We start from the raw sequence: 25236 nt of genomic DNA, 5'->3' as shown, positions 1-25236 counted from the left end.
AGCGACTACGCCACCGCGAACCCCCGCAGCAGCGTCTCGTGGTCGACCGGCCGCGAGAACAGGTAGCCCTGGGCGCGGACGACACCGCACTCGCGCAAGGTGTGCGCCTGGGCTTCGGTCTCCACCCCTTCGGCGACGATGTCCACGCCGGTCTTGCGCGCCAGTCCGGCGACCGCCTGCACGATCGCGAGGTCGTACGGATCGTCCGGCAGCCCGCCGATGAAACTCTGGTCGAGCTTGATCACGTCGATCGGCAGGCGCTTGAGATAGGCCAGCGAGGAATAGCCGGTGCCGAAGTCGTCGAGCGCGACGCAGACGCCGAGATCGCGCAGGCGGGTGAGCGTCTGCGCGGCCGCGTCCACGTCCGGCAGCAGCGCGCTCTCGGTCAGTTCCAGGCACAGACGCCCGGGTTGCAGGCCGCTTGCGGCCAGCGCCGCGACGACGTCCTCGACCAGGCTGGCCTGCGCGAACTGGCGCGCCGACAGGTTGACCCGCAATTTCGGCCCGCGGCCGTCGCGCAGCGGCCACTGTCGCGCCATCCGGCAGGCTTCGTGCAGCATCCAGCGGCCGATCGGCACGATCAGCCCGCAGCCTTCGATGATGTCGATGAATTCGCGCGCGGCGCGGCAACGTCCCTCGCCGTCTCGCCAGCGCAGCAGCGCCTCGGCCGCGACCCAGCGTCCGCTGGCCAGGTCCACCTCGGGCTGGAAATGCACGCACATGTCGCCCGCCTCGAAAGCCTCGCGCAGGGTGCGCTCAAGGCGCAACCGGGTGACCAGGCCGCGATGGTGCTCGGCATCGAAGATCTCGCAGCGGCCCAGGCGCGTGTTGCGCGCGTTCTGGCTGGCGGTCTCGGCGTTGCGCAGCAGGTTGTCGGCGGAAGGCGCGGCGAGGTCGCGCGAGAAGGCGATGCCGGCGGTGACGATGGTCGCGGTACTGCGTTCGTCCAGATGAGCCTGGACCAGGTCGACGCAGCGCTCGGCCAGGTTGAGCGCCTCGGTCTCGTGCAGATGGCGGTGCGGCAGCACGGCGAAGGCATTGCCGCGCACCCGCGCCAGCGTCGCGGTGCCGGCGAGCTCGCCGCGCAGCTTTGCCGCCGCCCCGGCCAGCAGCTCGTGCCCGGCATCGCCCTCGTGCGGCGAGGCATCGAGGTGGAGGTGAATCGCGACCAGCCCGTTCTCTCCTCCGTGCATCGGCCGCAGCGCCGCGTGCACCACTTCCAGCAGGTGGTCGCGGTTGGGCAGGTTGGTGTGCGGATCGTGCAGTTCGAGATAGCGCACACGGCCCTCGAGCCGTCGCCGGCGATCGATCTCGTGGGCCATGGCCACGTAGTCGCCGATGCTGCCGGCGAAGGCCTGGTCCTCGGGCGACCAGACCCGCGGCGGGCCGACGTGCTCGTGGCAGATCACGCCGAGCAGCTCGCCGGCCGAGCGCACCGGCGCGTCCAGCAGCGAACCGATCCCGTGCCGGCGCAGGTACTCGCCGAGCCCGCTGTCGTCGCCCTGGCGCTCGATGGTGCCGAGGTTGATGACCCGGACCTCGCCCAATGCCGCGTTGTAGTCCCCCTCCACGCGCAGCGGCGCGTCGCACGGCCGGCTGTGCCGGCCGCTGCCGCGCTCGTAGTGGTGCAGGCAATGCAGCAGCCGCGCCTCGGGGTCGTGCCGCCAGATGTTGACCCGCTCCACCTCGAGGGTCTCCGCGGCGGTCTCGCAGATCAGCGCGAACGCATCCTCCAGGGTGCAGTCGTCCTGCCAGACGCGCCGCGCCAGCGAGACCAGGGCATGGTTGTGCCGACGCGCCCAGGCCCCGCGGTCGTGTCGCGCACTCGCCTGTCGCCTGGGTGACATTCCGCCCCCTTTCCCTGCGCCGCCCGGCCCCCGTGTCACGCCGGTCTTCGTCGTTGTATACCCACGGCGGGGGGCACGCAAACCGGCCGGGAGCCACCGGGGCCACTGTTACACTTGACACGATCACCGGGACCTGCGGCGCCATGCTGCGTCCAGCCAGCGGCGCCCCCGCGCCGCCCGCCAAGCGAACCGCCATGACCAGCACCGCCGAACTGTCCTCCCCCGCCTCCGCGAACACCGGCCTGACCCACGGCGTCACCGACCCGGACTACAGCCTCGACCACAAGTACATCCGCACCGAGGGGCGGATCTACCTGTCGGGCGTGCAGGCGCTGGTGCGGCTGCCGCTGATGCAGCGATTGCGCGACCAGGCGGCGGGGCTGAACACCGGCGGCTTCATCTCCGGCTACCGCGGCTCGCCGCTGGGCGGCTTCGACCTGGAGCTGTGGCGGGCGAAGAAGTACCTGGCGCAGGCGAACGTGAAGTTCCAGCCGGGCCTCAACGAGGACCTCGGCGCGACCATGGTCTGGGGCACGCAGCAGACCAACCTGTTCCCGGGCGCCACCGTCGATGGCGTGTACGCGATGTGGTACGGCAAGGGCCCGGGCGTGGACCGCTGCGGCGACGTGTTCAAGCACGGCAATGCCGCCGGCACCTCGCGCCACGGCGGCGTGCTGGCGCTGGCCGCCGACGACCACGCCTGCCGCAGCTCGACCCTGCCGCACGGCAGCGAGGGCGAGTTCACCAGCGCGATGATGCCGATCCTCAATCCGGCCGGGGTGCAGGACATCCTCGACATGGGCCTGGTGGGCTGGGCGATGAGCCGCTACACCGGGCGCTGGGTCGGCTTCAAGACGATCGCCGAGACGGTGGAATCCTCCGCGTCGGTCGACGTCAACCCGCTGGCGCTGCAGATCCTCACGCCCGAGGATTTCGAACTGCCGCCGGGCGGGCTCAACATCCGCTGGCCGGATCCGCCGCTGGACCAGGAGATGCGCCTGCACCGCTATGCGGTCAAGGCCGCGCAGGCGTTCGCGCGCGCCAACCGCATCGACCGCGTGGTGCTCGACGCACCCGACGCGCGCTTCGGCATCGTCACCACCGGCAAGAGCTACCTCGACGTGCTGCAGGCGCTCGAGTACCTCGGCCTGGACGCCGGGCGCTGTCGCGAGCTCGGCATCCGCGTCTACAAGGTGGGCATGACCTGGCCGCTGGAACCGCTGGGCATCCGCGCCTTCGCCCGCGGGCTGCGCGACATCCTGGTGGTCGAGGAGAAGCACGCCTTCATCGAGAGCCAGATGAAGGAGCTGTTCTACAACTTCGACGGCATCAATCTCGACAACAGCCGCCCGTCCATCGTCGGCAAGTACGACGAACAGGGCCAGTGGATCCTGCCGAGCACCGGCGAGCTCACCCCCGCCACCATCGCCGGCGTGATCGCACGCCGGCTGCAGCAGTTCATCCCCGAAGGCAGCCGCGACACCGCGCACATCCGCGAGGTGCTGCGCTGGATGGAGCAGAAGGAAGGCGAACTGGCGCTGCCGCGCGCGCAGTTCCCGCGCGTGCCGCACTACTGCTCGGGTTGTCCGCACAACACCTCCACGACCGTGCCCGAAGGCTCGCGCGCGCTGGCCGGCATCGGCTGCCACTACATGGTCACGTGGATGGACCGCAGCACCGACACCTTCACCCAGATGGGCGGCGAAGGCGTGACCTGGTGCGGGCAGGCGGCGTTCACCGACACCCCGCACGTGTTCCAGAACCTCGGCGACGGCACCTATTTCCACTCGGGCTCGCTGGCGATCCGGCAGTCGGTCGCGGCCGGCGTCAACATCACCTACAAGATCCTCTACAACGACGCGGTGGCGATGACCGGCGGCCAGCCGGTCGACGGCACCCTGAGCGTGCCGCAGATCGCGCACCAGGTGCGCAGCGAGGGCGTGTACACGATCGTCCTGGTCAGCGACGACATCGACAAGTGGCGCGACCGCTCGATCTTCCCCGCCGGTACCGAATTCGAGGACCGCCGCGAACTCGACGCGGTGCAAAGGCGCCTGCGCGAGGTCAAGGGCACGAGCGTGCTGATCTTCGACCAGACCTGCGCCACCGAGAAGCGCCGCCGCCGCAAGCGCGGGAAGATCGCCGATCCGGCCAAGCGCGTGTTCGTCAACACCCTGGTGTGCGAGGGCTGCGGCGACTGCGGCAAGAAGAGCTTCTGCGTCTCGGTGCTGCCCAAGGACACCGAGTTCGGCCGCAAGCGCGAGATCGACCAGAGCAACTGCAACAAGGACTACAGCTGCGTCGAGGGTTTCTGCCCCAGTTTCGTCACCGTGCACGGCGGCAAGCCGCGCAAGGGCAATGCCGCCGGCAGCGGCGGCAGCCCCACCGTCGAGCGCCTGCGCAGCCTGCCGAAGCCGCCGTTCGCCAGCGACCTGTCGCAGCCCTGGAACATCCTGATCACCGGCGTCGGCGGCACCGGGGTGGTGACCATCGGCGCGCTGCTGGGCATGGCCGGGCACCTGGAAGGCCGCGGCTCGACCGTGCTCGACCAGACCGGCCTGGCGCAGAAGGGCGGCGCGGTGACGACCCATATCCGCATCGCGAAGGCGCCGGAAGACATCCACGCCGTGCGCATCGCCGCTGGCGAGGCCGACCTGGTGCTGGGTTGCGACATGGTGGTGGTGAACGATTACTGGGCGCTGTCGAAGCTGCGCGCCGGCCGCTCGCAGGTGGTGCTCAACACCTACGAGGCGATGCCGGGCACCTTCACCACGCGCCCGGACATGCAGTTCCCCGCCGCCGACATCGTGCAGGCGGTGACGCAGGCGCTCGGCGGCCAGGCGCCGCTGCGGATCGATGCGACCGAACTGGCCACCGCGCTGATGGGCGATGCGATCGCTTCGAACCTGTTCATCCTCGGCTATGCCTGGCAGCGCGGCCTGGTGCCGCTGTCGTTCGAGTCGCTGATGCGCGCGGTGGAACTCAACGGCGCCGCGGTGGAGATGAACAAGACCGCGTTCGCCTGGGGCCGGCTGGCGGCGATCGACCCGGAAGCGGTGTACGAGGCGGCAGGCGTGGTGCGCAACGCGTCGACTGTCGCCGAGGACACGCCCGCCGCGCTGCAGTCGCTGCCGCCGGGCGAGTGGGAGAGCACCGAGTGGGGCGCGACCTCCGCGCCGCGTCCGCTGCGCGCCGAGGACGAGCTGCGCCACGTGCCCGCGCATGCCGGCACCGATGCGGTCGCGTTCCTGCCGCTGGACGACCTGCGCCTGTCGCGCTCGCTCGACGAACTGATCGCGCGCCGGGTCGAGTTCCTGACCGAGTACCAGGACGCGAAGTACGCGAAGCGCTACGCGGACTTCGTCGCGCGCGTGCGCGAGGCCGAACGCCTGAAGGCGCCCGGCTCGACCGACCTGTCCGAAGCGGTCGCGCGCTATTTCTTCAAGCTGATGGCCTACAAGGACGAGTACGAGGTCGCGCGCCTGTACACCAGCGGCGAGTTCCTGCGCCGGGTGGAGCAGCAGTTCGACGGCGACTACCGCCTGCACTTCCACCTCGCGCCGCCGCTGCTGGCGAAGAAGAACGCCAAGGGCGAACTGGTCAAGCGCGAGTACGGCCCCTGGGTGTTCAAGGCCTTCGGCCTGCTGGCGAAGCTGAGGTTCCTGCGCGGCGGTGCGCTGGATCCGTTCGGTCGCACCGCCGAGCGGCGCATGGAGCGGCAGCTGATCGACGACTACGAGCGTACCGTCGGCGGCCTGCTGGACGGGCTCGACGCCGGCAACGTCGACCTCGCCGCCGAGATCGCCGGTATTCCCGAGCAGATCCGCGGCTACGGGCACGTCAAGGAAGCGCACCTGCACGCGGCCAGGGCCCGCGAGGCCGAACTGCTCGCGCAGTGGAACAACCCCCTGCGCATCGTGCAGGCGGCCTGAGCGGAACGCGCCGGAAGGAGTCGCGCATGACAGACGAGCAGCCGATCGCCCGTACTGGCCGCCACCGCCCGCTACGCCTCTACGAAGTGGTGATGGGTGGCTGCGTGGTGCTGATCTCGGTGATCTCGCTGTTCGTGGCGATCAGCGCCAATCGCACCCAGGAACGCATGCTCGCCGCGAGCGTGTGGCCCTCGCTGATCACCGGCACCAGCAACATCACCCTCGAGGGCGACCCGCAGGTGTCCATCGACCTGCTCAACCGCGGCACCGGACCGGCGCGCGTGCGCTGGGCGCAGCTGCTGCACGACGACACGCCGGTCCGCGACGTCGACGAGCTTCTGTCGCGTTGCTGCGCCGGCGAGGGCGGCGCCGCCGCGCGCGACCGGCTGCAGTTCCTCAGCAGCGGCATCCAGCGCCGCGTGGTCGGCGCCGACGAGTGGATCGCGCTGCTGCGCGTGCCGCAGCCGCAGCCGGCGCACCCGCTGTGGAACGCGCTCGACCGCGAGCGCCACCGGATCGAACTGCGCGTGTGCTACTGCTCCGTGCTCGACGACTGCTGGCTGCTGGACAGTCGCGAGGACGAGCCCGAACCGGTGCGCCAGTGCCCGCGCACGCCCGACGTGCTGTGGAACGGCTGAGCCGGGAGCGTCACCGCACGTAGACGCGATGATCGCCGTTGGACCGCGTGGAACTTCTCCTCGCCGTCCGCCGCGCTCGTCGCCACAGGCGTATACACGCCGCGCGACGTCCGCCCGGCGCCCGCTACTCCGCGCGCACGAACACCGTCTCCCGCCCGCCCTGGTGCAGCGTTACCGAGGCGGGTGCGCCCGTGTCCGGCGCGAACACCAGGGTCGCGTCGACCGCCTGCAGGAAGAACCGCGAGGGCGATTCGGCGAAGATCTCGAACGCGGGCTGCCCGGTGAGTTGCGCCATCGGAGTGTCCCCATCGAGGAAGACCTTCAGCAGCATCCCGCCGACCGCATACCCGCCCACGATGCGTTCCAGCGCCTCGCGCGGCAGTTGCTGTCCGGTGCGCGCGGGCGGCAACGGCTCGTCGCTGCGCGGCACCACCTCACCCTCGCCTTCGTCCTCCGGGAAGAAGCGCATCGCCGCGACGTCTCCGGCGTCATCGCGTTCGAACACGATGCGCGAATAGCCTTCCTCGAACAGGAAGGTGTCCTTCGCCACCGGGATGAGCGCATGGACCAGGCCACCCGTGCGCTGCGAGGTCAGCGTTCCGTCGTTGACCCGCAGCACGCGTGCGGCATCCTCGTCGATGCGGTAAACGCCTTCGTACTGCGCCAGCGTGGCGGCGTCGACCTCGATCGCCTTCTTCTCCGGATACGGCTTGCCGATCGCATGCGCCGCCAGCCGGTTGGCGATGTAGCCGGTCCCGAGCATGCCGGGCCGGCCGCTGTCGGCGTTGTAGAGCACCGCGACCGTGATGTCGCTGCCGGGCAGGTACAGCAGGTAGCTGCTGAAGCCGGGAATGCCGCCGCCATGCCACAGCTGCGGCTCGCCGCGCAGGGTGCCGGTGAAGATGCCGAAGCCGTAGCCGCTTTCGGCAGCCTTGCCGACCGGTGTGATCATGGCGCGATAGCCCGCGTCCTCGAGCACCCTGCCTTCGTGCAGCGCGCGGTTCCACCTGAGCAGATCGTCGACGGTCGAGACCAGCCCGCCGGCCGCATGCGGCTGGGTCATGCTCAGGTACATCGCGCGCGTCCAGTGGTCGTCCTTGCGGCTGTAGCCGCCGACGTGGCGGGGGATCACCGCATCGGCCTCGTTGCCGTAGCCGGTGTGCGACATGCCCAGCGGCTGGAAGAAGACCTCGTCCAGATAGACGTGCCATGGCTTGCCGCTGGCGGCTTCGATCAGCGCGCCGACCAGCACGTAGCCCGAATTGTTGTAGTGCCAGCCCTCGCCGGGCGCGAAGTCGGGCTTCTCGTCCTTGAAGGTGTCGATCAATTGCGCGGTCGTCAGATCCTTCATGATGCCGCCGCCCGACATGATCGATTCGATGTCGGTGTAGCTGCGGATGCCGGATGTGTGGTTGAGCAGCTTCTCCACCGTGACCGCGTCGCCGCCCGGGTACCCGGGCACGTGCTTCGTCACCGGATCGGCCAGCGCCAGCTTGCCGTCCTCGGCCAGCTTGAGCACCCCTGCGGCGGCGAACTGCTTGGTCACCGAACCGATCCGGAACACGTGGTCCGGCGACAGCGGCACGCCCAGTTCGAGGCTGGCCCGGCCGCAGGCGCCGCGGTAGAGCACCTCGTCGCCGCGCGCCAGCAGCACCGTCATGCCGGGCGCATCGGCCGCGCAGTTGGCCTCGAGGGTGCGGGCGGCGAAGGCGGCGACGTCGGGGTTCGTCGGCGGTGCCGCGGCATGGGAAGCGAACGGCACGAGCAGCAGGGCAAGGGTCGCGGTCAGGCGCATCGGCGGTCCTCCGGAAGGCAGGGTGCACTGTAGCTGCCTGTGGGCGGCCACGCGTGTGCGGGTCTTGATGGCTGACGCGGGCGGGCCGGTGGCGTGTCACGCACCGCGGCCGGAGCCTCCAGAGGATTCACCACGCGGTGGCATCGGTCGGCGCGCCGCGCAGTGCATCGACAGGCGCCACGGCGGGAGTCGCACTCCCGCCGCACAGGTCATTCGACAGGCGCCGGCGGCGGTGCCTGCCTGCGCGCGCGACGCGCCTCGCGCTTCGCCCGCGCCGCGTCGTTGCGCGCGCGCTGGCGCTTGCGGGCCAGGGCCAGCGCCTGCTCGAGCCAGGCCCGCACCTGCTGCGCGCGGCGGTTGCGGCAGACGCCGCCGAGACCGTAGTAGCCGCTGCGGACGTCGACCTCCGAGACCACCTCGCGGTTGATCAGCAGGCGCATGAACTCGGTCGCCAGGCCCAGCCGTCTCACATGGTCCTGCACGCGCAGCAGGCGCAGCGTGCCCTCCGCCATCGCGGCCACGCCCAGCGTGCTGTCGCCCATGTCGGTGCCGGTGCGCGCGAGCACCGCCGACCACTTCAGACGCAGCACGTACAGGTGGGTCGGCCGCACCGCGTGCTTGCACAGCGGATCCGAGAGCAGGATCGAGTGCTCGATGTGGTTGATCGTGCCGCCGGCCATCAAGCCGTCGCACAGGCCCCGCCAGTCGCCGCCGGGCGGCACTTCGTGCCGCTCGAGCCGCAGCACGCGGTGGCGGTCCTCGCCATCGTTGTCCAGTCGCGGCAGGTCCAGCCGCTGCTGGCAGAACGCGACGAAGCGGGCACCGGAGGTGGGCGCGCCGACGATCCAGGCGATGCGGAACATCGGCGCCCAGCTCCAGTGCCGGAACGCGTTGAGCCAGCCGCGGTTGTCGGGATGGTCCCAGGCATGCTCCAGGTCGAGGTCGTGGTAGACCGCCTCCATCACCCGGATCAGCTCCTGGCAGAAGTAGAAGCAGGCACGGAAATCCTCCGGCGCGGGCAGCCGCGTGCGCCGCTCCAGCGGCGAGGGCGGCGCGGCGCCGGGGCGCGACGACGCGCCCTCGACCAGGTCGGTCCAGGCCGGGTAGAACTGCGCATCGAGCACCGCCAGCGCCGGCGTGTCGCGCAGCTTGCCGAACAGCCGGGTCAGCGCCTTGCCGTGCAGCGCGAAGCGGTCGGCGACGCCGGGCAACGGCGCCACCCAGCGCTGGCGCAGCGCGATCAGCAGCTTGTCCTTGAGCGCGGAGTCGTACAACCCGAGCTGGTCGTGGGCCGGCGATCCGGGTGCGGCGTCGACGCGTTCGAGCGCCGGGTCCAGCGCGCGCTGGGCGATGTCCTCGCCGAGCCGGCGGTAGCTTTCGAACTGCGCCTCGTCGAAGAACTGGTCGGAGGTCGGCTCGTGCGGGAAGCAGTCGTGGCTGCGCGCGTAGTGGGCGATGTCGGCCGGCTCCTCGCCGGTCAGGGTCGGCTTGAGGTACAGCAGGGTGCCCACGCTGCCGTCCGCGTAGGTGATCCGTCCCACCGCGCAGCTGCGCTCGGCCAGGGCGCCGTCGCGCGCGGCCAGCGCGGCGACGTCGATGTCGATGTCGGCGCCGAAATCGACCCGGCACTTGTGCACGGCATTGCCGAGGTCGGCGAACGCGCGGTCGCCGTCGGCGGCGGCGTCGACGCTGAGGATGAAGCGACACCGGCGCCGCACCAGCTCGTACAGGCCGAGGTTCTCGAAATGACCGCCGTCGGACAGGTGCACGAACTTGCCGCCGGCATGCGTGCGCCCGAGCAGCTCGGCCAGCAGCCAGCGGCCGAAGAACGGCGAACTGTCCGCGCGCGGATGCTCGGGATGGCGCGGGTTGGGCAGCCACCAGCCCAGGCGCGCGTCGAACAGGGTGAGCAGGAAGGTCACCGCGGGCGAGCTGTGGTAGCCCATGTTCGGGTTGACCGCGGCGCCGGAGATCGCGATCGCGCTGCCCAGGGTGAGCGAGGCCGCCAGCGAGTCGGCGTGCGCGCCGCCCGGCGCCGCGCCGGCGGTGCCCGCGGTGGCCGCCGCGCGATCGCCGATCGGTGCGTCGCCCGCGCGCGAGTCCGGCGGCAGGTAGCCGCACCAGCCAGGCGTGAGGCAGAACGAGGCGGCCTTGCGGTCCTGCCAGTCGAGCTGCTTGGCCGCGACCATGTTCAGCGCGGTGCCGACCAGCGGATACAGCGGCCGTGCGCCGTCGTGGCGCACGACTTCCACCAGGTCGGCCAGCACCAGGTCGTCCTGCACGTCGAAGTTGGTGGTGGGTTCGGGGTTGCGGTGGTCGTTGCTCGCACCGAGGTAGCAGCGCACCAGCCGGTTGCGGTAGAAGGCGTTGAGGCTGAACTCGTTGACGTTCACCGCCCAGCCGAACAGCAGCCACACCGCCAGCGCGCCGGCGATCAGCAGCAGCAGGGCGCGCGGGTGGCCGACGACCACGGCATGCAGGTGCCCCAGATAGGCGCCGACGCGCTGGCTCTCCAGCGCCGCGACCGGTCCCGGAACCCCGCCTGCCAGCCGCTCGAGGACCGGTCCGGCCGCCTGCAGCAGCACGTGACCGGCCAGGCTGAGCGCGATCAGCAGGCCGAGCAGGAACACCCATGGCGCGGTGCGCGCCACCAGGTCGAGCAGGCGGGAACGCTTGCCCCGCTCGCTGCCGTCGCGCTTGCCGTGCGCGACCAGCAGGCCGATGCCGGTGGTCGACACCCACGCCAGCACGCCGGCCCAGCCCGCGCCCGACAAGGCCTGCACGCCCTGCCCGGCGCCATAGCGCATCAGCCACGGGCCGTAGATCGTCAGCGCCAGCGTGAGCGTCATGCCCAGCGCCACCAGCGCACAGGTCTTGCCGCCCACGCGCGCCCAGATCTCGCGCTGCAGGTCGCTCATCGCCGGGCCGGCGAGGCCCAGGTGCACGATCGCGGTCAGCACCACCGCGGCCACCACCAGCGGCGGGCCGAAGGCGAGGATGTGCCAGAGGCTGCCGACCGCCTGCCAGCCCGACAGCCAGTCGCGCAGCAGCATGATCGCCACGCCCGCGAACGCCGCCGCGCCCACCGTCGCCAGCACGAAGCGCCACGGGTGCCGCTGCAGCGCCGGCGGCGGCGCATCGCCGGTCGCCACCAGGCGCGAATACCATGGGTCGAGCAGCAGCCAGGCGTGCCACATCAGCAGGTACAGCGCCGCGGTCACGATGCCCAGGTCGAAGCCTTCGGTCCAGGCCCGCGGCAACCAGCCCAGTGCGGTCGCGAACAGTCCCGGCAGGCGCTCGAACCGGGCCAGGCCGAGCGCACCCAGCATCGACGCGACCGCCAGCGCGACGATCGTCGCCAGTGCCGCCAGCACCACCCGGCGTGGCGGCGGCGGCATCTCGCCCGAGGCCGGCTGGGTACGGCGATTGGCGTAGGTGCTCACGTAGGCAAGCAGCACGATCGCCAGCATCCCGGTCAGGCCGGCCAGCGACAGCAGCAGCGTGGGATTGCGTCGCGTCACCTCGTCCGCGCCCGCGTACAGCAGCAGCGGCAGCAGGCACAGCGCCAGGATCAGCGCGCACAGCTGCGCCTGCACCAGCAGCACGTTGCGCACGTAGGTGCCGACCATACCCAGGGTATCGCCGGAGAACGGCGACTTCCGCGGACTGAGGTAGTTGCTGTACTCGCGCAGGTGGCGGATCGGCCGGGTGCCGGGCGATGCCTCGTCGGGGCGATCGTCGCCACTGCGGGGCGCCAGCGTGCGGAACGCGCGTTCGAAGCCGTGGCGGCGGATCAGCGCCTGCAGGAAGGCGCCGATGTAGCCGCCGCCGGACACGGTCGACTGGTAGTGGAAGCACTTGAGCAGGCCATTGCGCGCCAGCGCCTGCAGCACGCCGAGACCGAACGTCGCGCTGCGGATCCCGCCGCCCGAGAGCGCCAGGCCCCAGGCCTCGACCCCGGCCGGATCGCCGCGCAGGCCGCCGCCGAGGATGGTGTGGAGCTCGGCCGCCTTGACCGCGTCGATGTCGGGAGCGGCCGGCGCCGCGGCGCCGCCCCAGCGTGCCTTCAGGGCCGGCGGCAACATGTTCTGCAGGCGCACCGCATCCTCCGTGTGCGTTGGCAGATCCCCCCGGAGCCACTGTAGTGCAAACGCGGCCGGGCGCGTCGCGCGGCCGCGGCGGCGATGGCCGCGGCCGCGCCCGTGGGGCGTTGGTGCGTGCTGGGGGCGGGTCGCGCGCGTGCTCCATGCGGCGCGACCGGGACTGGCGGAGTCCCGCAGGCCGGACCACACTCGCGGCAGGAGACGGCGGCATGACACTCAAGCGCATCTACGACAACTGGAGCCAGCTTCGCGCCGCCAGCGGCACGCCGGGCTCTCGCCTGCGGCGGGAATGGCGCGCCTACCTCGAACGGCGTCCGTTGATCGCCTACTGGGGCGATTCCTGGTTCAGCACGCCGCTATACAGGAACCTGTGCTGGAACAGCTTCGCGCGCATCGACGGCATGTCGATCCGGCTCGGCGGACCCGGTTTCACGGCCGCGCAGATGCTCACGCCAGCGGCCTGCCGCAACAATGCCGAACGCTTCGCCGCGCGCGGCTTCGACCTGCTGTGCCTGAGCATCGGCGGCAACGACTGCCTCGGCGAACGCCTGGCACGGGTGTTCGCCGGCCGCGGCCGGATGGATGCCGACGCCGCGTTCGAGGCGGTGGTCGCGCACGGCGTGTTCGAGCGGTTGCGCGCGCGCTACGACACGCTGCTGTCGGCGATGGCGACCGTCGGCGACGACTTCCGCGTCGTCGGCCACGGCTACGCCCCGCTGTCGCGCCATGCGATCGGCAAGGAGGGCGCGCTGACGGTCGGCAACCTCGGCCTGGCTGCGGTGGTGATGGGCACGGTGGGGCCGTGGCTGTGGCCGGTGATGCGTCCGATCCTGGGGAGCAAGGCCGAGGCCGAGCGTTTCGCCTGGCGCCTGATGGTGGATGGCTTCCGCGACCAGGTGCTCGTGCCCACCCGCGCGGCCTGGCCGCAGCTGTTCTCGTACGCCGACTTCTCGGGCATCGGTTCGGTCGACGATCGCGGCTTCTGGTACGACGAGATCCATCCCACCGAAGCCGGCTTCGGCCTGCTCGCGACCGGCTTCAACGCGATGATCCGGCACGCGCTGCCGGTGGCGAAGCGTGGCGCGGTGGGCTGAACGGCCCCGAACCCGCGCGCCCGGCGCGGCCGGAAAGTCTTCAGGAACGGGGCGCTATGGTGGCGCCCCCCAACCTGAATCCGTCGAGCCAAGGAGGCCCGTCATGGTCCAAGCCCCCCGTCGAACCCGCGCCATTCCCGTCGCCATGCTGTCGGCAACGCTGGTCCTGCTGCTCGGCGCCTGCGCGCCCGGTTCCCAGGAGCCGGCGCCGCCGGCCGCCGTCGATCCGGCCGACACGCCGGCGGACACCCGTCCACCCGCCTCCGCCGGGCCGACGCCGCCTCCCGCCGTCAATGCGGACGAGACGCCGAGCCTCTGCAACGCCGATGCGGTGCAGGACCTGGTCGGCCAGGAGGCCACCGAGGCGCTGGTCGCACAGGCCACTGCCGACAGCGGCTCGGCCAGCGTGCGGGTGCTCAAGCCCGACGACGCGGCGACCATGGATTTCCGCGAGGATCGCCTGAACATCCACACCGACGATGCCGGCGTGATCGAACGGATCGCCTGCGGCTGACGGCCCCCGCCCCGCGTACCTTGCGGCTGCGCGGGGCGGTCTGCGCTCAGTCGTCCCTGGGCTTGCCGCTGAAGTCGATCGGCGCCGCGTCCTTGCGCTCGACGTTCCATTTCGCCTCGGTCTTGCGCTCGCACGCGAGCGAGACCGGCTCGCCCGGGCGATCTGCGCGGCTCGCGCAGGCAGGATCGCGATCGACCGCCGCGTTGGTGTCGCGATATTCGTAGCCGGCGCAGCCGGCGAGCAGCAACACGGCCAGCGCCATTCCGGTCATCATCCGCATCCCGGTCCTCCTCCGGTCGGTGGGTCCGTGATCCTCGCACCCCGCTGCACGCCGCGACAGACTCGCCGGCCACGCGGCCCGGCGAGCGTTCAGCCCGGCTCGGCCAACGCATCGTTGGCTTGCGCCCGCGGCGCGTAGCGCCACGCGATCAGCGCCGCGGTCGCCAGCAGCACCGCCGCCAGCATCCATGGCGCACCCGGGAACTCGACCGGCGCGCGTTCGCCGATGAACAGGCCGAACACGCTGGCGAACGAGATCGGCGCGATGATCCCCGCCACCGACACCAGGCTCATCAGCGCGCCCTGGATGCGGCCCTGCATGTCCTTGTCCACCTGGCGCGTGATCAGCGCTTGGCTGGCGGGCGCGGCGATCGCCCACAGCGCGCTGACCGGCAGGCCGAGCAGGAAGATCCAGCCCTGCGGCGCGAACGCGTAGACCACGAAACCGGCCACGCCGCAGCCCAGGCCCAGGATCAGCGCGCGGCGCTCGCCGAACGCCTTGACCGCACGCCCGACCACCGCGACGTTGACGATCACGCTGCACACGCCCACCAGGAACAGCACCCACCCCACCTGCCAGGGTCCCCAGCCGTAGCGCACGTCGGCGAACAGCACGAACACGCTCGGATACACGTAGTGGGCGAGGTTGGCGATGAACACCACCGCGGCCAGGCCGACGATCGACGGATAGCGCGCGATCAGCACGATCGCCGCGTGCGGGCGGGTCGCCGCCCAGTCGAAGCGCGTCGCGCGCGATTCGCGCGGCAGCGATTCGGGCAGCACGAACAGGCCGTAGCAGAAGTTGAGCAGCGCCAGCCCCGCCGCGAACCAGAACGGCAGGCGCAGGTCGATCTCGCCGAGCCAGCCGCCGAGCACCGGGCCGATGGTGAAGCCGACGCCGAACGCGGCGCCGATCATCCCGTAGCTCTTCGCCCGCTGCTCCGGCGCGATGATGTCGGCCACGTAGGCGTTGGCGGTGGTGAAACTCGCCGAGAACATGCCCGAGAACACGCGCGCCACCAGCAGCCACCACAGCGTCGGCGCCAGCGCCATGATCACGAAATCCAGGCCCAGGCCCAGGCACGAGAGCAGGATCACCGGGCGCCGCCCGTAGCGGTCCGAGAGCGCGCCCTGGATCGGCGAGCAGATGAACTGGACCGCCGCGAACACCGTGCCGAACACGCCGATCCACAGCGCCGCCTGCGCCTTGCTGCCGGTGAACTGGTCCACCAGGTGCGGCAGCACCGGGATGATCAACCCGAACGCCAGCACGTCGATCAGCACGACCAGGAAGATGAAGACCAGCGCGGCCTTGCGCCGGGATGCCGTCGGTTCGCTCACGCGGGCCGCCAGGAAGTGGGATCACCCATTATCCGCGAATCCCGCGGCCATACCGTGGGCCGCGAGACGGTTCGCGGACCGCGCGGGCCACGCGCTTGGCCCGTTGACACGCAGGCGCCGGTCGCGTTCGCCGCAAGACCGCCTCGCGAAAGACTCCCCGCAAGCAGCGCACGGATGCACGGTGCAGGCCACGCGTGGCTTGGCGGATCTGGCAGCCGTCCTTGCCGACCGCGGCCCGGGGCGGCGGTCGCATGCCACCGGACTGCCACGCCGGCGAGGTGCCCGCCAGAGCAGCGCGAAGCGTGGTCAGCGGTTGGCGAGCATCCGGACCACGTCCACCGCCAGCGCCTCGACGCCATCGCCGAACGGGCCATGGCCGCCATCGGCATGGGCGGTGCCGCTGCGCGCGAAACCGTCGGCCACGCCGGTGGCGATCGCGCGCGCTTCGGCGAAGTGGGTTCCGAGCGCGCGCTCGATACTGGCCGCGGCGGCGTCCGCACTGGAGACGTCGAGCCCCGAGACCACGCCGTTCGCAAGCGAACGCACGTCGGCCAGCGAGCGGGCGACCGCACCGATGTCGCCGATGTCCGGCGCGCGGCCATTGGTCAGCGCGCCGCTGGCGAAGCTGGCCAGGGCACTGTCCAGCGATGTGTTGGCGCCTGGCACGCGACTGGCGAATGCGTCGATGGCGAGATTGGCGAACGGCTGCATCGCCTCGGGCACGTTCGCCGCCACCGCGTCGCGCGCGGCATCGCTCAGACTGCCACCGACCAGGCCGTTGACCACGCCCATCACCGCGCCCGGCAGTCCACCGGTGATGGCGCCGAGCAGGGCCGCGCCGACGATGTCCTGCAGGTCCTGCGTCTCCAGCCCGAGCGCATCGGCCAGGCCCGACAGGGCGTTGCCGAGCGCGTCGGCATCGAGTCCCAGCGCCTGGCTGACCGCATCGGCAAGCCCGCTGACGGCGTCGGCCATCGCCTCGCCCAGACCAGTCGCACTGTCGGCCGCGCCGACGCCATTGTCGGCGCTGTTGCCGCCGTCGTTGCCGACGCCGCCGGCGCCGTCGCTGCCATCGCTCATGGCGAACATCCCTGGCTGAATGCGTTGCGTCGAGCATAGGCGGCTGGCGCATCGCTTCCAGCTGGGGCAAACCCCAGCGCCGGGCCTCGCCGCCGCGACGCTGGCGCGGTGCGCGCGCCGGCCCGGAGATCGATGCCTGCCTACTGCGCGGCGCGCAGCATCTCCAGGATCCTGGTGCCGGCGCGGCCATCGGCCGGTGCCAGCCCCAGGCGCTGCTGTTCGACCACGATCGCGCGTCGCGTGTTGGTGCCGATCATGCCGTCGGCCTCGCCGATGGCGTGGCCGCGGGCGAGCAGCAGGGTCTGCAGTTCGCGACGTTGCGCGCGCGACAGGCCCGGGTCGTCGGTGGGCCACGGCGTCGCGAGCCCGCTTCCGCCGCGCAGGCGGTCGGCGAGCGTGGCGATCGCCAGCGCGTAGCTCTCGGCGGCGTTGTAGGAATAGATCGCATCGTAGTTGCGGAACACCAGGAACGCCGGACCTTTGCGCCCCGCGGGCAGCAGGATCGCGCTGCGCGCATCCGAAGGCGCGATCGCACCGCCGTCGACGCGCACCACGCCGCGCGCCACCCAGTCCGAGAGAGGCCGCCGGCTGGTGCGGCCCGCGAGCGCCACGTCGAAGTTCCCGGGCACCTTCACCTCGAAGCCCCAGGGGCGCCCGGTCTGCCAGCCGCTGCGCTTGAGATAGTTCGCGGTCGATGCCAGCGCGTCGGGGATGCTGTCGACCAGGTCGCGGCGGCCGTCGCCGTCGCCGTCGACCGCGATGCGCGCGTAGGTGGTGGGCATGAACTGCGTATGCCCGAACGCGCCGGCCCAGGAACCGGTGATCGCCGGATCGCGCAGGTCGCCGTCGTGCAGCAGCTTCAACGTGGCCAGGAATTCGTCGCGGAAGAACGCCTGGCGCCGGCCGAAGCACGACAGCACCGACAGCGACTGCAGCAGCGGGCGCTTGCCGTGCACGCGGCCGTAGTCGCTCTCCACGCCCCACACCGCGACGATGGTCTCCGGATCGACGCCGTAGCGCGCCGAGACCGTCGCCAGCAGGTCGCGGTGCGTCTCGAGCATCGCGCGTCCGTCGGTCACGCGCTGCTCGTCGACCAGGCCGGCGAGGTAGTCCCAGATCGGCGTGGTGAACTCGGGCTGCGCGTCGAGCAGGTCGAGCACGCTGCGGTCAGCGGTCACGCCGGCCATGTAGCGGTCGAAGGCCTCGCCCGGGATACCGCGTGCGATCGCCTGCGGGCGCAGGCGGTTGGCGACGCAGGTGTCGTAGGCCGGATCTGGCGCGGCAGCGGGTGCAGGTGCAGGTGCGGGTGCGGGCACCGGAGGTGCAGGGGCCTGCTGGGCAGCCGCAGTCAGGGCCGGCGCTGCGCAGGCCAGGGCAAGGACGAGGGACCGGATCATGGAAGGGCTCCCGCACACATACGAGCGCGCAGCATAGCCGCGCGTCCCGAAGCGCCACATGCAAGGCGGCGCACCGGTTCGCGGCGCATTCACACGGCGCGATTCCGCCCGCAAGGCCCACCGCGTCGCCGCGTAGCCCGGGTAAGCGCAGCGCACCCGGGGACGGTGCCCCCGCCACACCCATTGCGCAGCACACCTCCACCCCGACGGCGGCCTTCGGCCTTGTCCGGGCTACGCATCTCCACGACACGTAGCCCGGGCAAGCGCAGCGCACCCGGGGACGGCCTCCCGCCTCCACCGCGCGTGACGCCTCCGCGCCCTCCGCGGTACCCAGCCGACGCGCACCCCATGCGCCGGACCCGATCCAATCAGTCCTGCACCGCTTCCAGGTAGAGCCAGCGCCCATCCTCGCGCACGAAACGGCTGCATTCGCGCATGCGCACCACCGAGCCACCGCCGATGCGATAGCGGGCGACGAACTCGACCTCGGCGCTGTCCACGCCGGTCGCGACATGGCGCAGCACGTCGAGCTTGAGCCAGGTCGGGCGCTGCGTCTTCGGTGCGTCGAACGACAGTTCGCCCGGGCGCGTGGTCGGATGCCAGCTGCGCAGCAGGTAGTTCGCGTCCTCGCGCACGTACGCGCTGTAACGCGAGCGCATCAGCGCCTCGGCATCGCGCGCCGGCGCGCCGTCGTGCAGCGGTCCGCAGCAGTCGGCGTAGTCGCGGCCGGTGCCACAGGGACAGGCCCCCACCTAGCGACGGCCGCCGCCGCCCTCGATGAAGCGCAGGAACTCGTCGCGGGTACGCGCGTCCTCGCGGAAGCTGCCGAGCATGGTCGAGGTGACCATGCTCACGCCGCGCTTGTGCACCCCGCGCGTGGTCATGCATTCGTGGCTGCCGTCCACCACCACGCCCACGCCCAGCGGCGCCAGCGCGCGCTGCACGCAGCCGGCGATCTGCGCGGTCATCTTCTCCTGCACCTGGAAGCGGCGGGCATAGGCCTCGACCACGCGCGCGAGCTTGCTGATGCCCACCACCTTGCCGTCGGGCAGGTAGCCCACGTGCACGCGGCCGATGATCGGCGCCATGTGGTGCTCGCAATGGCTTTCGAACTCGATGTCGCGCAGCACGATCATTTCGTCGTAGCCGGCGACCTCCTCGAATGTGCGCGCGAGGTATTCGTCCGGATCGAGCGCATAGCCGCTGAACCACTCGGTGTAGGCGTTGACCACGCGCTTGGGCGTGTCGAGCAGACCCTCGCGCGCCGGGTCCTCGCCGGCCCAGCGCAGCAGGGTGCGCACCGCGTCCTCGGCCTGCGTGCGCGGCACGCCGTTGCGGTGGTCGTGGGAATCGGTCACGGCAGGCTCCGGCGGGCAGGCAAAGCGGGTGCACATGGTAGCGCGCGACGAAAATCGGCGGACCCGCTTCGCGGCATGCCATCCGGCGAAGCAGCGCGTGGACCCGACGGCCCGGGGCCTTCAGCCGCTCTCCGCCGACCGTCACCCCCGGGCGCACCCTGCGCAGGCCTCGCACGCGGCGGCGACGCGGCCCGCCGGGCGCGGCTCAGCGGCGCCCGGCGATCCGCTCGCGCTCCGGCAGCACCCGCGGCCAGCCGCCGGCCAGCGCGCGGTACAGCGCCACCGCGCTGGCGACGCTGCGGGTACGGCCATCGGCGAAGGCGTCCTGCGCCTGCAACTGCACGCGTTCGGCGTCGAGCACGTCGAACAGGCCGGACGCCCCCGCCTCGAAGCGCGCACGCGCCAGCTGCGCCGCCTGTTCGGCATCGATCGCGGCGCGTTCCAGGTGCGCGTCCTCGGTGCGCGCGCGCCCATGGCGCACGAGCGCGTTCTCGGCGTCTTCGAGCGCCAGCAGCACCGACTGCTGGTAGCGCGCGAGTTCGCCCTCGGCATCGGCATCGGCCGCTGCGATGCGGGCGCGTACGCGGCCGATGTCGAGGAACGACCAGTCGATGCCCAACGCGACGATCCGCGTCTCGCTGTCGCGCTCGAACAGCGCGCTCGAGTCGATCGCCTGGCTGCCGATCAGCCCGCCGAGGGTGAAGCGCGGGAACAGGTCCGCGGTGGCGACGCCGATGCGCGCGGTCGCGGCATGCAGCCGGGCTTCGGCGGCGGCGACATCGGGACGCTGCCGCAGCAGTTCGCCGGGCGCGCCGGGATCGATCCGCGGCGGCAACGCCGGCAACGCACGCTGCGGGGCGAGGGTGGCGACCAGCGCGGTCGGGTCGCGTCCGGTCAGCACCGCCAGCCGGTGCATGGCCACCTGCCGCTGCGCCTCCAGCGCCGGGACCCGCGCCGCGGTCGTTTCCAGCTGCGCGCGGGCGCGGACCATGTCGAACTCGGTGCCGGCCCCGGCATCCAGGCGCGCCTGCACCAGGTCCAGGGTCTGCTGCTGGTTGTCGCGGTTGGCGACGGCCACGCGCAAGCGCTCCTGGGTGCCGCGCAGCTCGACGTAGGTGCGCGCGACCTCGCCGGCGATCGCGACCTGCATCGCGCGCAGGTCGGCGGCGCTGGCCTCGGCCTCGGCGCGACCGGACTCGATGCCACGGCGCACGCGGCCGAACAGGTCGAGTTCCCAGCTGGCCGAGATGCCGGCGCTCCACTGCTCGCCATCGCGCGCCTCGCGGCCCACGCCCGGCGCCTGGTCGGCGCTGCCGCGCACGTCCGCGGCCTCACCCTGGGCGGTGATGGTCGGCAGGGCGTCGAGGCGCGAACCGCGCAACAGCGCGTTGGCGCGGTCGTAGCGGGTCAGCGCGATGCGCAGGTCGTGGTTCGCATGCAGCGCGTCGCGCACCAGGCCGGCCAGCTGTTCATCGCCCAGGCCCTGCAGGAAGGCATCGTCGAATCCGGCCGGCGCGGTAGCGTCCGCCGATGGTGCGGCGGCCTCGCCGGTGGTCGCGTCATCGGCGCCGAAGCGGTCGGGCACGGCTACCTGCGGCCGCACGTGGTCGGGGCCCACCGCGCAGGCCGCCAGCAGCGCGGCGGCCAGCGTCGTGATCGCGAGGCGGGTCACCATGGCAGCACCTCGTCGAGGTAGTAGAAGCCTCCGTTCGGACCGTCGTCGTCGATCAGCGCCAGGCGCACGCTGGTGCGCGCGCCATCGGGCACCTCGAGCTCGCCGCGCTGCTCGCCGTCGACGTGGTTCATTTCGGTCTTCACGTAACCCGGGTGGATGGTGTTGACCTTGATCGTGCTGTCCCTGAGTTCGTACGCCAGCTGCACGGTCCAGGCGTTCACCGCGCTCTTGGAGACGTTGTAGGCGGGGATCTTGAAGTCGTAGATGAAGGAAGACGGATCGGCGTGCAGGGTCACCGAGCCCAGCGCGCTGGACACGTTGACGATGCGTCCGGCCGTGGACTTGTGCAGCAGCGGCAGGAAGGCCCGGGTCACGGCGATCAGTCCGAACACGTTGGTGTCGAACGTGGTGCGCCAGGTCTCGAGCGACTGCCCGGAGACGCCCTTGTCGGCGGCGTCGATCGCGATGCCGGCGTTGTTGACGAGGATGTCGAGCCGGCCGTGGCGTCGTTCGACGTCGGCGACCGCCGCGTCGATGCTGGCCGCGTCGGTGACGTCGAGCACGATGGCCTCGACCGGCAGTCCCTGCGCCTGCAGTTTCAGCGCGGCCTCGACCGCACGCTCGCGATTGCGTCCGGCCAGCAGCGTGTGCACGCCATTTTCCGCCAGCTGGCGGACGGTCTCGAAGCCGATGCCGCGGGTGGCGCCGGTGACCAGGGCGATTCTGGAAACGGTGTTCATCTGGATGTTGTCCTTGCGTCGATGGGGGAATGGGAGTGGGGCGCGGCGCAGGTCGCCGCGCCATCGTCAGTGCGGGAACCGGTTCGCGCCGGGGCTCGCCGGTTCCGGGCGCCGCAGCATCATGCGTCTAGCCGTGCCGCGGTCGATGCATGCGCCGGCGCGTGCGACACCAGCGGCCGGTTGGCCAGCTTGCGCAGCGCGACGTAGAACACCGGGGTGAGGAACAGGCCGAAGGCGGTGACGCCGAGCATGCCGGCGAACACGGTGATGCCGGTGACCGAGCGCACCTCGGCGCCGGCGCCGCTGGAGAGCACCAGCGGCACGGTGCCGGCGATGAACGCCACCGAGGTCATCACGATCGGGCGCAGACGCAGGCGGCAGGCTTCCAGCGCCGCTTCCACGATGCCCTTGCCCTGCAGCTCCAGCTCGCGCGCGAACTCCACGATCAGGATCGCGTTCTTGCACGCCAGCCCCATCAGCACCACCAGGCCGACCTGCACGAACACGTTGTTGTCGCCGCCGCTCAGCCACACGCCGAACAGCGCGGCGAGCATCGTCATCGGCACGATCAGGATCACCGCCAGCGGCAGGGTCCAGCTCTCGTACAGCGCCGCCAGCACCAGGAAGGCGAGCAGCACCGCGAGCGGGAAGATCACCAGCGCGGCGTCGCCCTGGGTGGCCTGCTGGTAGCTCAGGTCGCTCCAGTCGATGCCCATGCCGGTCGGCAGCACCTGCTGCGCGAGCTCGGTGACTTTCGCCATCGCCTCGCCCGAGGACAGCACGCGCGGGTCGGCCTCGCCCAGCAGGTCGGCGGCCGGATAGCCGTTGAAGCGGATCACCGGATCGGGACCGTAGGTCTGGCGCACGTCGACCATCGACCCGATCGGCACCATGGCGCCGGCTTCGTTGCGGGTGCGCAGGCTGGCGATGTCGGTGACTTCGTCGCGGAAGCCGCCGTCGGCCTGCGCGATCACCTGCCAGGTGCGGCCGAACATGTTGAAGTCGTTGACGTAGGCAGAACCCAGGTACACCTGCAGGGTCTCGAACAGTTCGGTCAGCGGCACGCCCTGGGCCTTGGCCTTGACCCGGTCGACCTCGGCATCGAGCTGCGGCACGTTGGCCTGGTAGCTGGTGATCGGAAAGCCCATCCCCGGCGTCTGCGAGGCCGCGCCCTGGAACGCCTGCACCGCGTCCTGCAGCGCGCCGTAGCCCAGCCGGGTGCGGTCCTCGACGAACAGCGACCAGCCGGAGCCGTTGCCCAGGCCCTGGATCGGCGGCGGCATGAAGGCGAAGGTGAAGCCCTCCTGGATCGAGGCGAACTTCTGGTTGAGCTCGGCGGTGATCTCCTCCGCGGTGCGCGAGCGCTCCGAGAATGGATCGAGGGTGAAGAACACCACGCCGTTGTTGGGCGTGTTGGTGAACTGCAGCGGGTTCAGGCCCGGGAACGCGACCTCGCTGGCGACGCCGTCGACGTCCTTGGCGATCGCGGCCATCTGCTTGAGCACCGCGTCGGTGCGCTCGATCGACGCGCCCTCGGGCATCTTCACGCCGGCGATCAGGTACAGCTTGTCCTGCACCGGGATGAAGCCCGCCGGCACCGCCTTGAACATCAGGCCCGCGCCCGCCAGCAGCACCAGGTAGACCACGAACACCGCCCCGCGACGGCCCAGCGTGCGCGACACCGCGCCCTCGTAGCGCTCCGAGTTGCGCTTGAAGAAGCGGTTGAACGGGCGGAACACCCAGCCGAACAGGCGCTCGATCAGGCGGCCGAGCGCATCGGGCGGCGCGCCGTGCGGCTTGAGCAGCTTGGCCGCCAGCGCAGGCGACAGGGTCAGCGAGTTCAGGCCGGAGATCGCCGTGGCGACCGCGATCGTGACCGCGAACTGCTTGTAGAACTGGCCGGTCACGCCGTCGAGGAACGCCATCGGCACGAACACCGCGCACAGCACCAGGGTGATGGCGACGATCGGCCCCGACACCTCGCGCATCGCCAGGTGCGCGGCCTCGAGCGGTTGCGCGCCTTCCTCGATATGGCGCTCGACGTTCTCCACCACCACGATCGCATCGTCCACCACGATGCCGATCGCCAGCACCAGGCCGAACAGGGTCAGGGTATTGATCGAGAAGCCGAGCAGGTTGAGCACCGCGAAGGTACCCACGATCGAGACCGGCACCGCCAGCAGCGGGATGATGGAAGCGCGCCAGGTCTGCAGGAACAGGATCACCACCAGCACCACCAGCAGGACCGCTTCGAGCAGGGTGACGATGACCGACTTGATCGAATCGCGCACGAAGATGGTGGTGTCGTAGATCGACTGGATCTCCACCCCGGGCGGCAGAGATGGCCGCAACTCGTCCATCTTCGCCACCACCGCGTCGCGGATCTGCAGCGCGTTCGCGCCGGGCGCCTGGAAGATGCCGATCGCGGCCGCGTTCTTGCCGTCCAGGCGCGCGCGCAGGGTGTAGTCGCCGGCGGCCAGTTCGATCCGGGCGACGTCGCGCAGGCGCACGATCTCGCCACCGGCGCCGGCCTCGAGCACGATGTCGCCGAATTCCTCGACGCTCTGCAGTCGGCCGCGCGCATTGATCGGCAGCAGGAAGTCGCTGCCGTTCGGCATCGGCTCGGCACCGAGCTGGCCGGCCGAGACCTGCACGTTCTGCTCGCGCACCGCGCGCAGCACGTCGCCGGCGGTCAGGCCGCGCGAGGCGATCTTGTCCGGGTCCAGCCACAGGCGCATCGCGTAGTCGCCGCCGCCGAACAGCTGCGCATCGCCCACGCCGCTGATGCGCGAGAGTTCGTCGCGCACGTGCAGGCGCATGTAGTTGCGCAGGTACAGCGAGTCGTAACGGCCGTCCTCCGAGGTCAGGTGCACCACCATCAGGAATACCGGCGACTGCTTCTGCGTGGTCACGCCCTGGCGGCGCACGTCCTCTGGCAGGCGCGCAAGCGCCTGCGAGACGCGGTTCTGCACCTTGACCGTGGCCTCGTCGGGATCGGTGCCGGGGCTGAAGGTGACGGTGAGCTGCAGCACGCCATCGGAGCCGGCGACCGACTTGACGTACATCATGTCCTCGACGCCGGTGATCGCCTCCTCCAGCGGCGTGGCCACCGTCTCGGAGATCACCTTGGGATTGGCGCCCGGGTACACGGTGCGCACCACCACCGACGGCGGCACCACCTCGGGGTATTCGCCGATCGGCAGCAGCGGGATCGAGATCAGCCCGGCGGCGAAGATCACGATCGACAGCACCGCGGCGAAGATCGGCCGGTCGATGAAGAATTTTGAGAAGTCCATGGCGTGTCCTGTGCGGCGGCGCCGCGTTCATGACGCGCGGCGCGCGGCATGGGGAGAAGAAAAACCCGGTCCGGCGACCTTCCCCTTGCGAGGGAGGAGTCGGGGAAGGCCACCGGCCGGACGGGCCGGGGGGCGGCCCGGGGGAAA

16 protein-coding genes are annotated in these 25236 nt (G+C 71.3%); 4 read left to right on the top strand and 12 right to left on the bottom strand.

Annotated features, from left to right (window positions below; translation table 11 throughout):
- Nucleotides 1-5: 5 nt before the first annotated feature.
- Nucleotides 6-1847, bottom strand: coding sequence for a putative bifunctional diguanylate cyclase/phosphodiesterase (locus FZO89_RS10485; RefSeq protein WP_149103206.1), 1842 nt, complete (start codon nt 1845-1847; stop codon nt 6-8).
- A 194-nt stretch (nt 1848-2041) separates the two neighbouring features.
- Between FZO89_RS10485 and FZO89_RS10480 the strand changes: the two genes are divergently transcribed.
- Nucleotides 2042-5779 carry an indolepyruvate ferredoxin oxidoreductase family protein gene (locus FZO89_RS10480; RefSeq protein ID WP_149103205.1) on the top strand — a complete coding sequence of 1246 codons (3738 nt, stop codon included), beginning with the start codon at nt 2042-2044 and terminating at the stop codon, nt 5777-5779.
- A gap of 26 nt (nt 5780-5805) precedes the next feature.
- A complete protein-coding gene (locus tag FZO89_RS10475) occupies nt 5806-6417 on the top strand; it encodes a hypothetical protein (RefSeq protein ID WP_149103204.1) in 612 nt (203 codons plus the stop codon).
- Between the two features lie 124 nt (nt 6418-6541).
- Here FZO89_RS10475 and FZO89_RS10470 read toward each other — a convergent pair whose 3' ends face one another.
- Nucleotides 6542-8212, bottom strand: a complete 1671-nt coding sequence (locus FZO89_RS10470) for a serine hydrolase (RefSeq protein ID WP_149103203.1) — start codon at nt 8210-8212, stop codon at nt 6542-6544.
- Between the two features lie 209 nt (nt 8213-8421).
- Nucleotides 8422-12312 (bottom strand): patatin-like phospholipase family protein, encoded by a 3891-nt coding sequence (locus tag FZO89_RS18660; protein ID WP_149103202.1) that lies wholly within the window; start codon nt 12310-12312, stop codon nt 8422-8424.
- Between the two features lie 212 nt (nt 12313-12524).
- Here FZO89_RS18660 and FZO89_RS10460 point away from each other — a divergent pair, with 212 nt between their 5' ends.
- Together FZO89_RS10460 and FZO89_RS10455 are read left to right on the top strand one after the other, a co-directional pair.
- On the top strand, nt 12525-13409 hold the full coding sequence (locus tag FZO89_RS10460) for a hypothetical protein (RefSeq protein ID WP_149103201.1): 885 nt from the start codon (nt 12525-12527) through the stop codon (nt 13407-13409).
- Nucleotides 13410-13512: 103 nt separating this feature from the next.
- The gene (locus FZO89_RS10455) at nt 13513-13923 is read left to right on the top strand and encodes an I78 family peptidase inhibitor (RefSeq protein ID WP_149103200.1); all 411 of its coding nucleotides are present in this window, start codon (nt 13513-13515) and stop codon (nt 13921-13923) included.
- A gap of 46 nt (nt 13924-13969) precedes the next feature.
- On the opposite strand, the gene FZO89_RS10450 is transcribed toward FZO89_RS10455, so the two are convergent.
- The 9 genes from FZO89_RS10450 to FZO89_RS10410 all read right to left on the bottom strand — a co-directional run bounded on the left by FZO89_RS10450 (nt 13970) and on the right by FZO89_RS10410 (nt 25089).
- A complete protein-coding gene (locus FZO89_RS10450) occupies nt 13970-14203 on the bottom strand; it encodes a hypothetical protein (protein WP_149103199.1) in 234 nt (77 codons plus the stop codon).
- Nucleotides 14204-14292: 89 nt separating this feature from the next.
- Nucleotides 14293-15543 (bottom strand): TCR/Tet family MFS transporter, encoded by a 1251-nt coding sequence (locus tag FZO89_RS10445; protein WP_149103198.1) that lies wholly within the window; start codon nt 15541-15543, stop codon nt 14293-14295.
- Nucleotides 15544-15849: 306 nt separating this feature from the next.
- Nucleotides 15850-16623 carry a hypothetical protein gene (locus FZO89_RS10440; RefSeq protein WP_149103197.1) on the bottom strand — a complete coding sequence of 258 codons (774 nt, stop codon included), beginning with the start codon at nt 16621-16623 and terminating at the stop codon, nt 15850-15852.
- 140 nt (nt 16624-16763) lie between these two features.
- Nucleotides 16764-18020 carry a lytic murein transglycosylase gene (locus FZO89_RS10435; RefSeq protein WP_149103196.1) on the bottom strand — a complete coding sequence of 419 codons (1257 nt, stop codon included), beginning with the start codon at nt 18018-18020 and terminating at the stop codon, nt 16764-16766.
- Nucleotides 18021-18388: 368 nt separating this feature from the next.
- Nucleotides 18389-18772: a YchJ family protein gene (locus FZO89_RS10430; RefSeq protein ID WP_149103195.1), complete on the bottom strand. Its 384-nt coding sequence runs from the start codon at nt 18770-18772 to the stop codon at nt 18389-18391.
- Nucleotides 18773-19378, bottom strand: coding sequence for a GTP cyclohydrolase I FolE (gene folE, locus FZO89_RS10425; RefSeq protein ID WP_425480440.1), 606 nt, complete (start codon nt 19376-19378; stop codon nt 18773-18775). It lies immediately after the preceding gene.
- Between the two features lie 205 nt (nt 19379-19583).
- Complete coding sequence (locus FZO89_RS10420) at nt 19584-21053, bottom strand: efflux transporter outer membrane subunit (RefSeq protein WP_149103193.1); 1470 nt, start codon at nt 21051-21053, stop codon at nt 19584-19586.
- Entirely contained in the window at nt 21047-21793 is a 747-nt protein-coding gene (locus tag FZO89_RS10415; protein WP_149103192.1) for an SDR family oxidoreductase, read from the bottom strand. Before FZO89_RS10415 ends, FZO89_RS10420 begins: the two co-directional genes overlap by 7 nt.
- A gap of 119 nt (nt 21794-21912) precedes the next feature.
- Nucleotides 21913-25089 carry an efflux RND transporter permease subunit gene (locus FZO89_RS10410; RefSeq protein ID WP_149103191.1) on the bottom strand — a complete coding sequence of 1059 codons (3177 nt, stop codon included), beginning with the start codon at nt 25087-25089 and terminating at the stop codon, nt 21913-21915.
- Nucleotides 25090-25236: the final 147 nt, after the last annotated feature.

Source organism: Luteimonas viscosa (genome assembly GCF_008244685.1).
GTDB lineage: Bacteria > Pseudomonadota > Gammaproteobacteria > Xanthomonadales > Xanthomonadaceae > Luteimonas > Luteimonas viscosa.
This window is presented reverse-complemented; position numbering and strand designations above follow the sequence as displayed.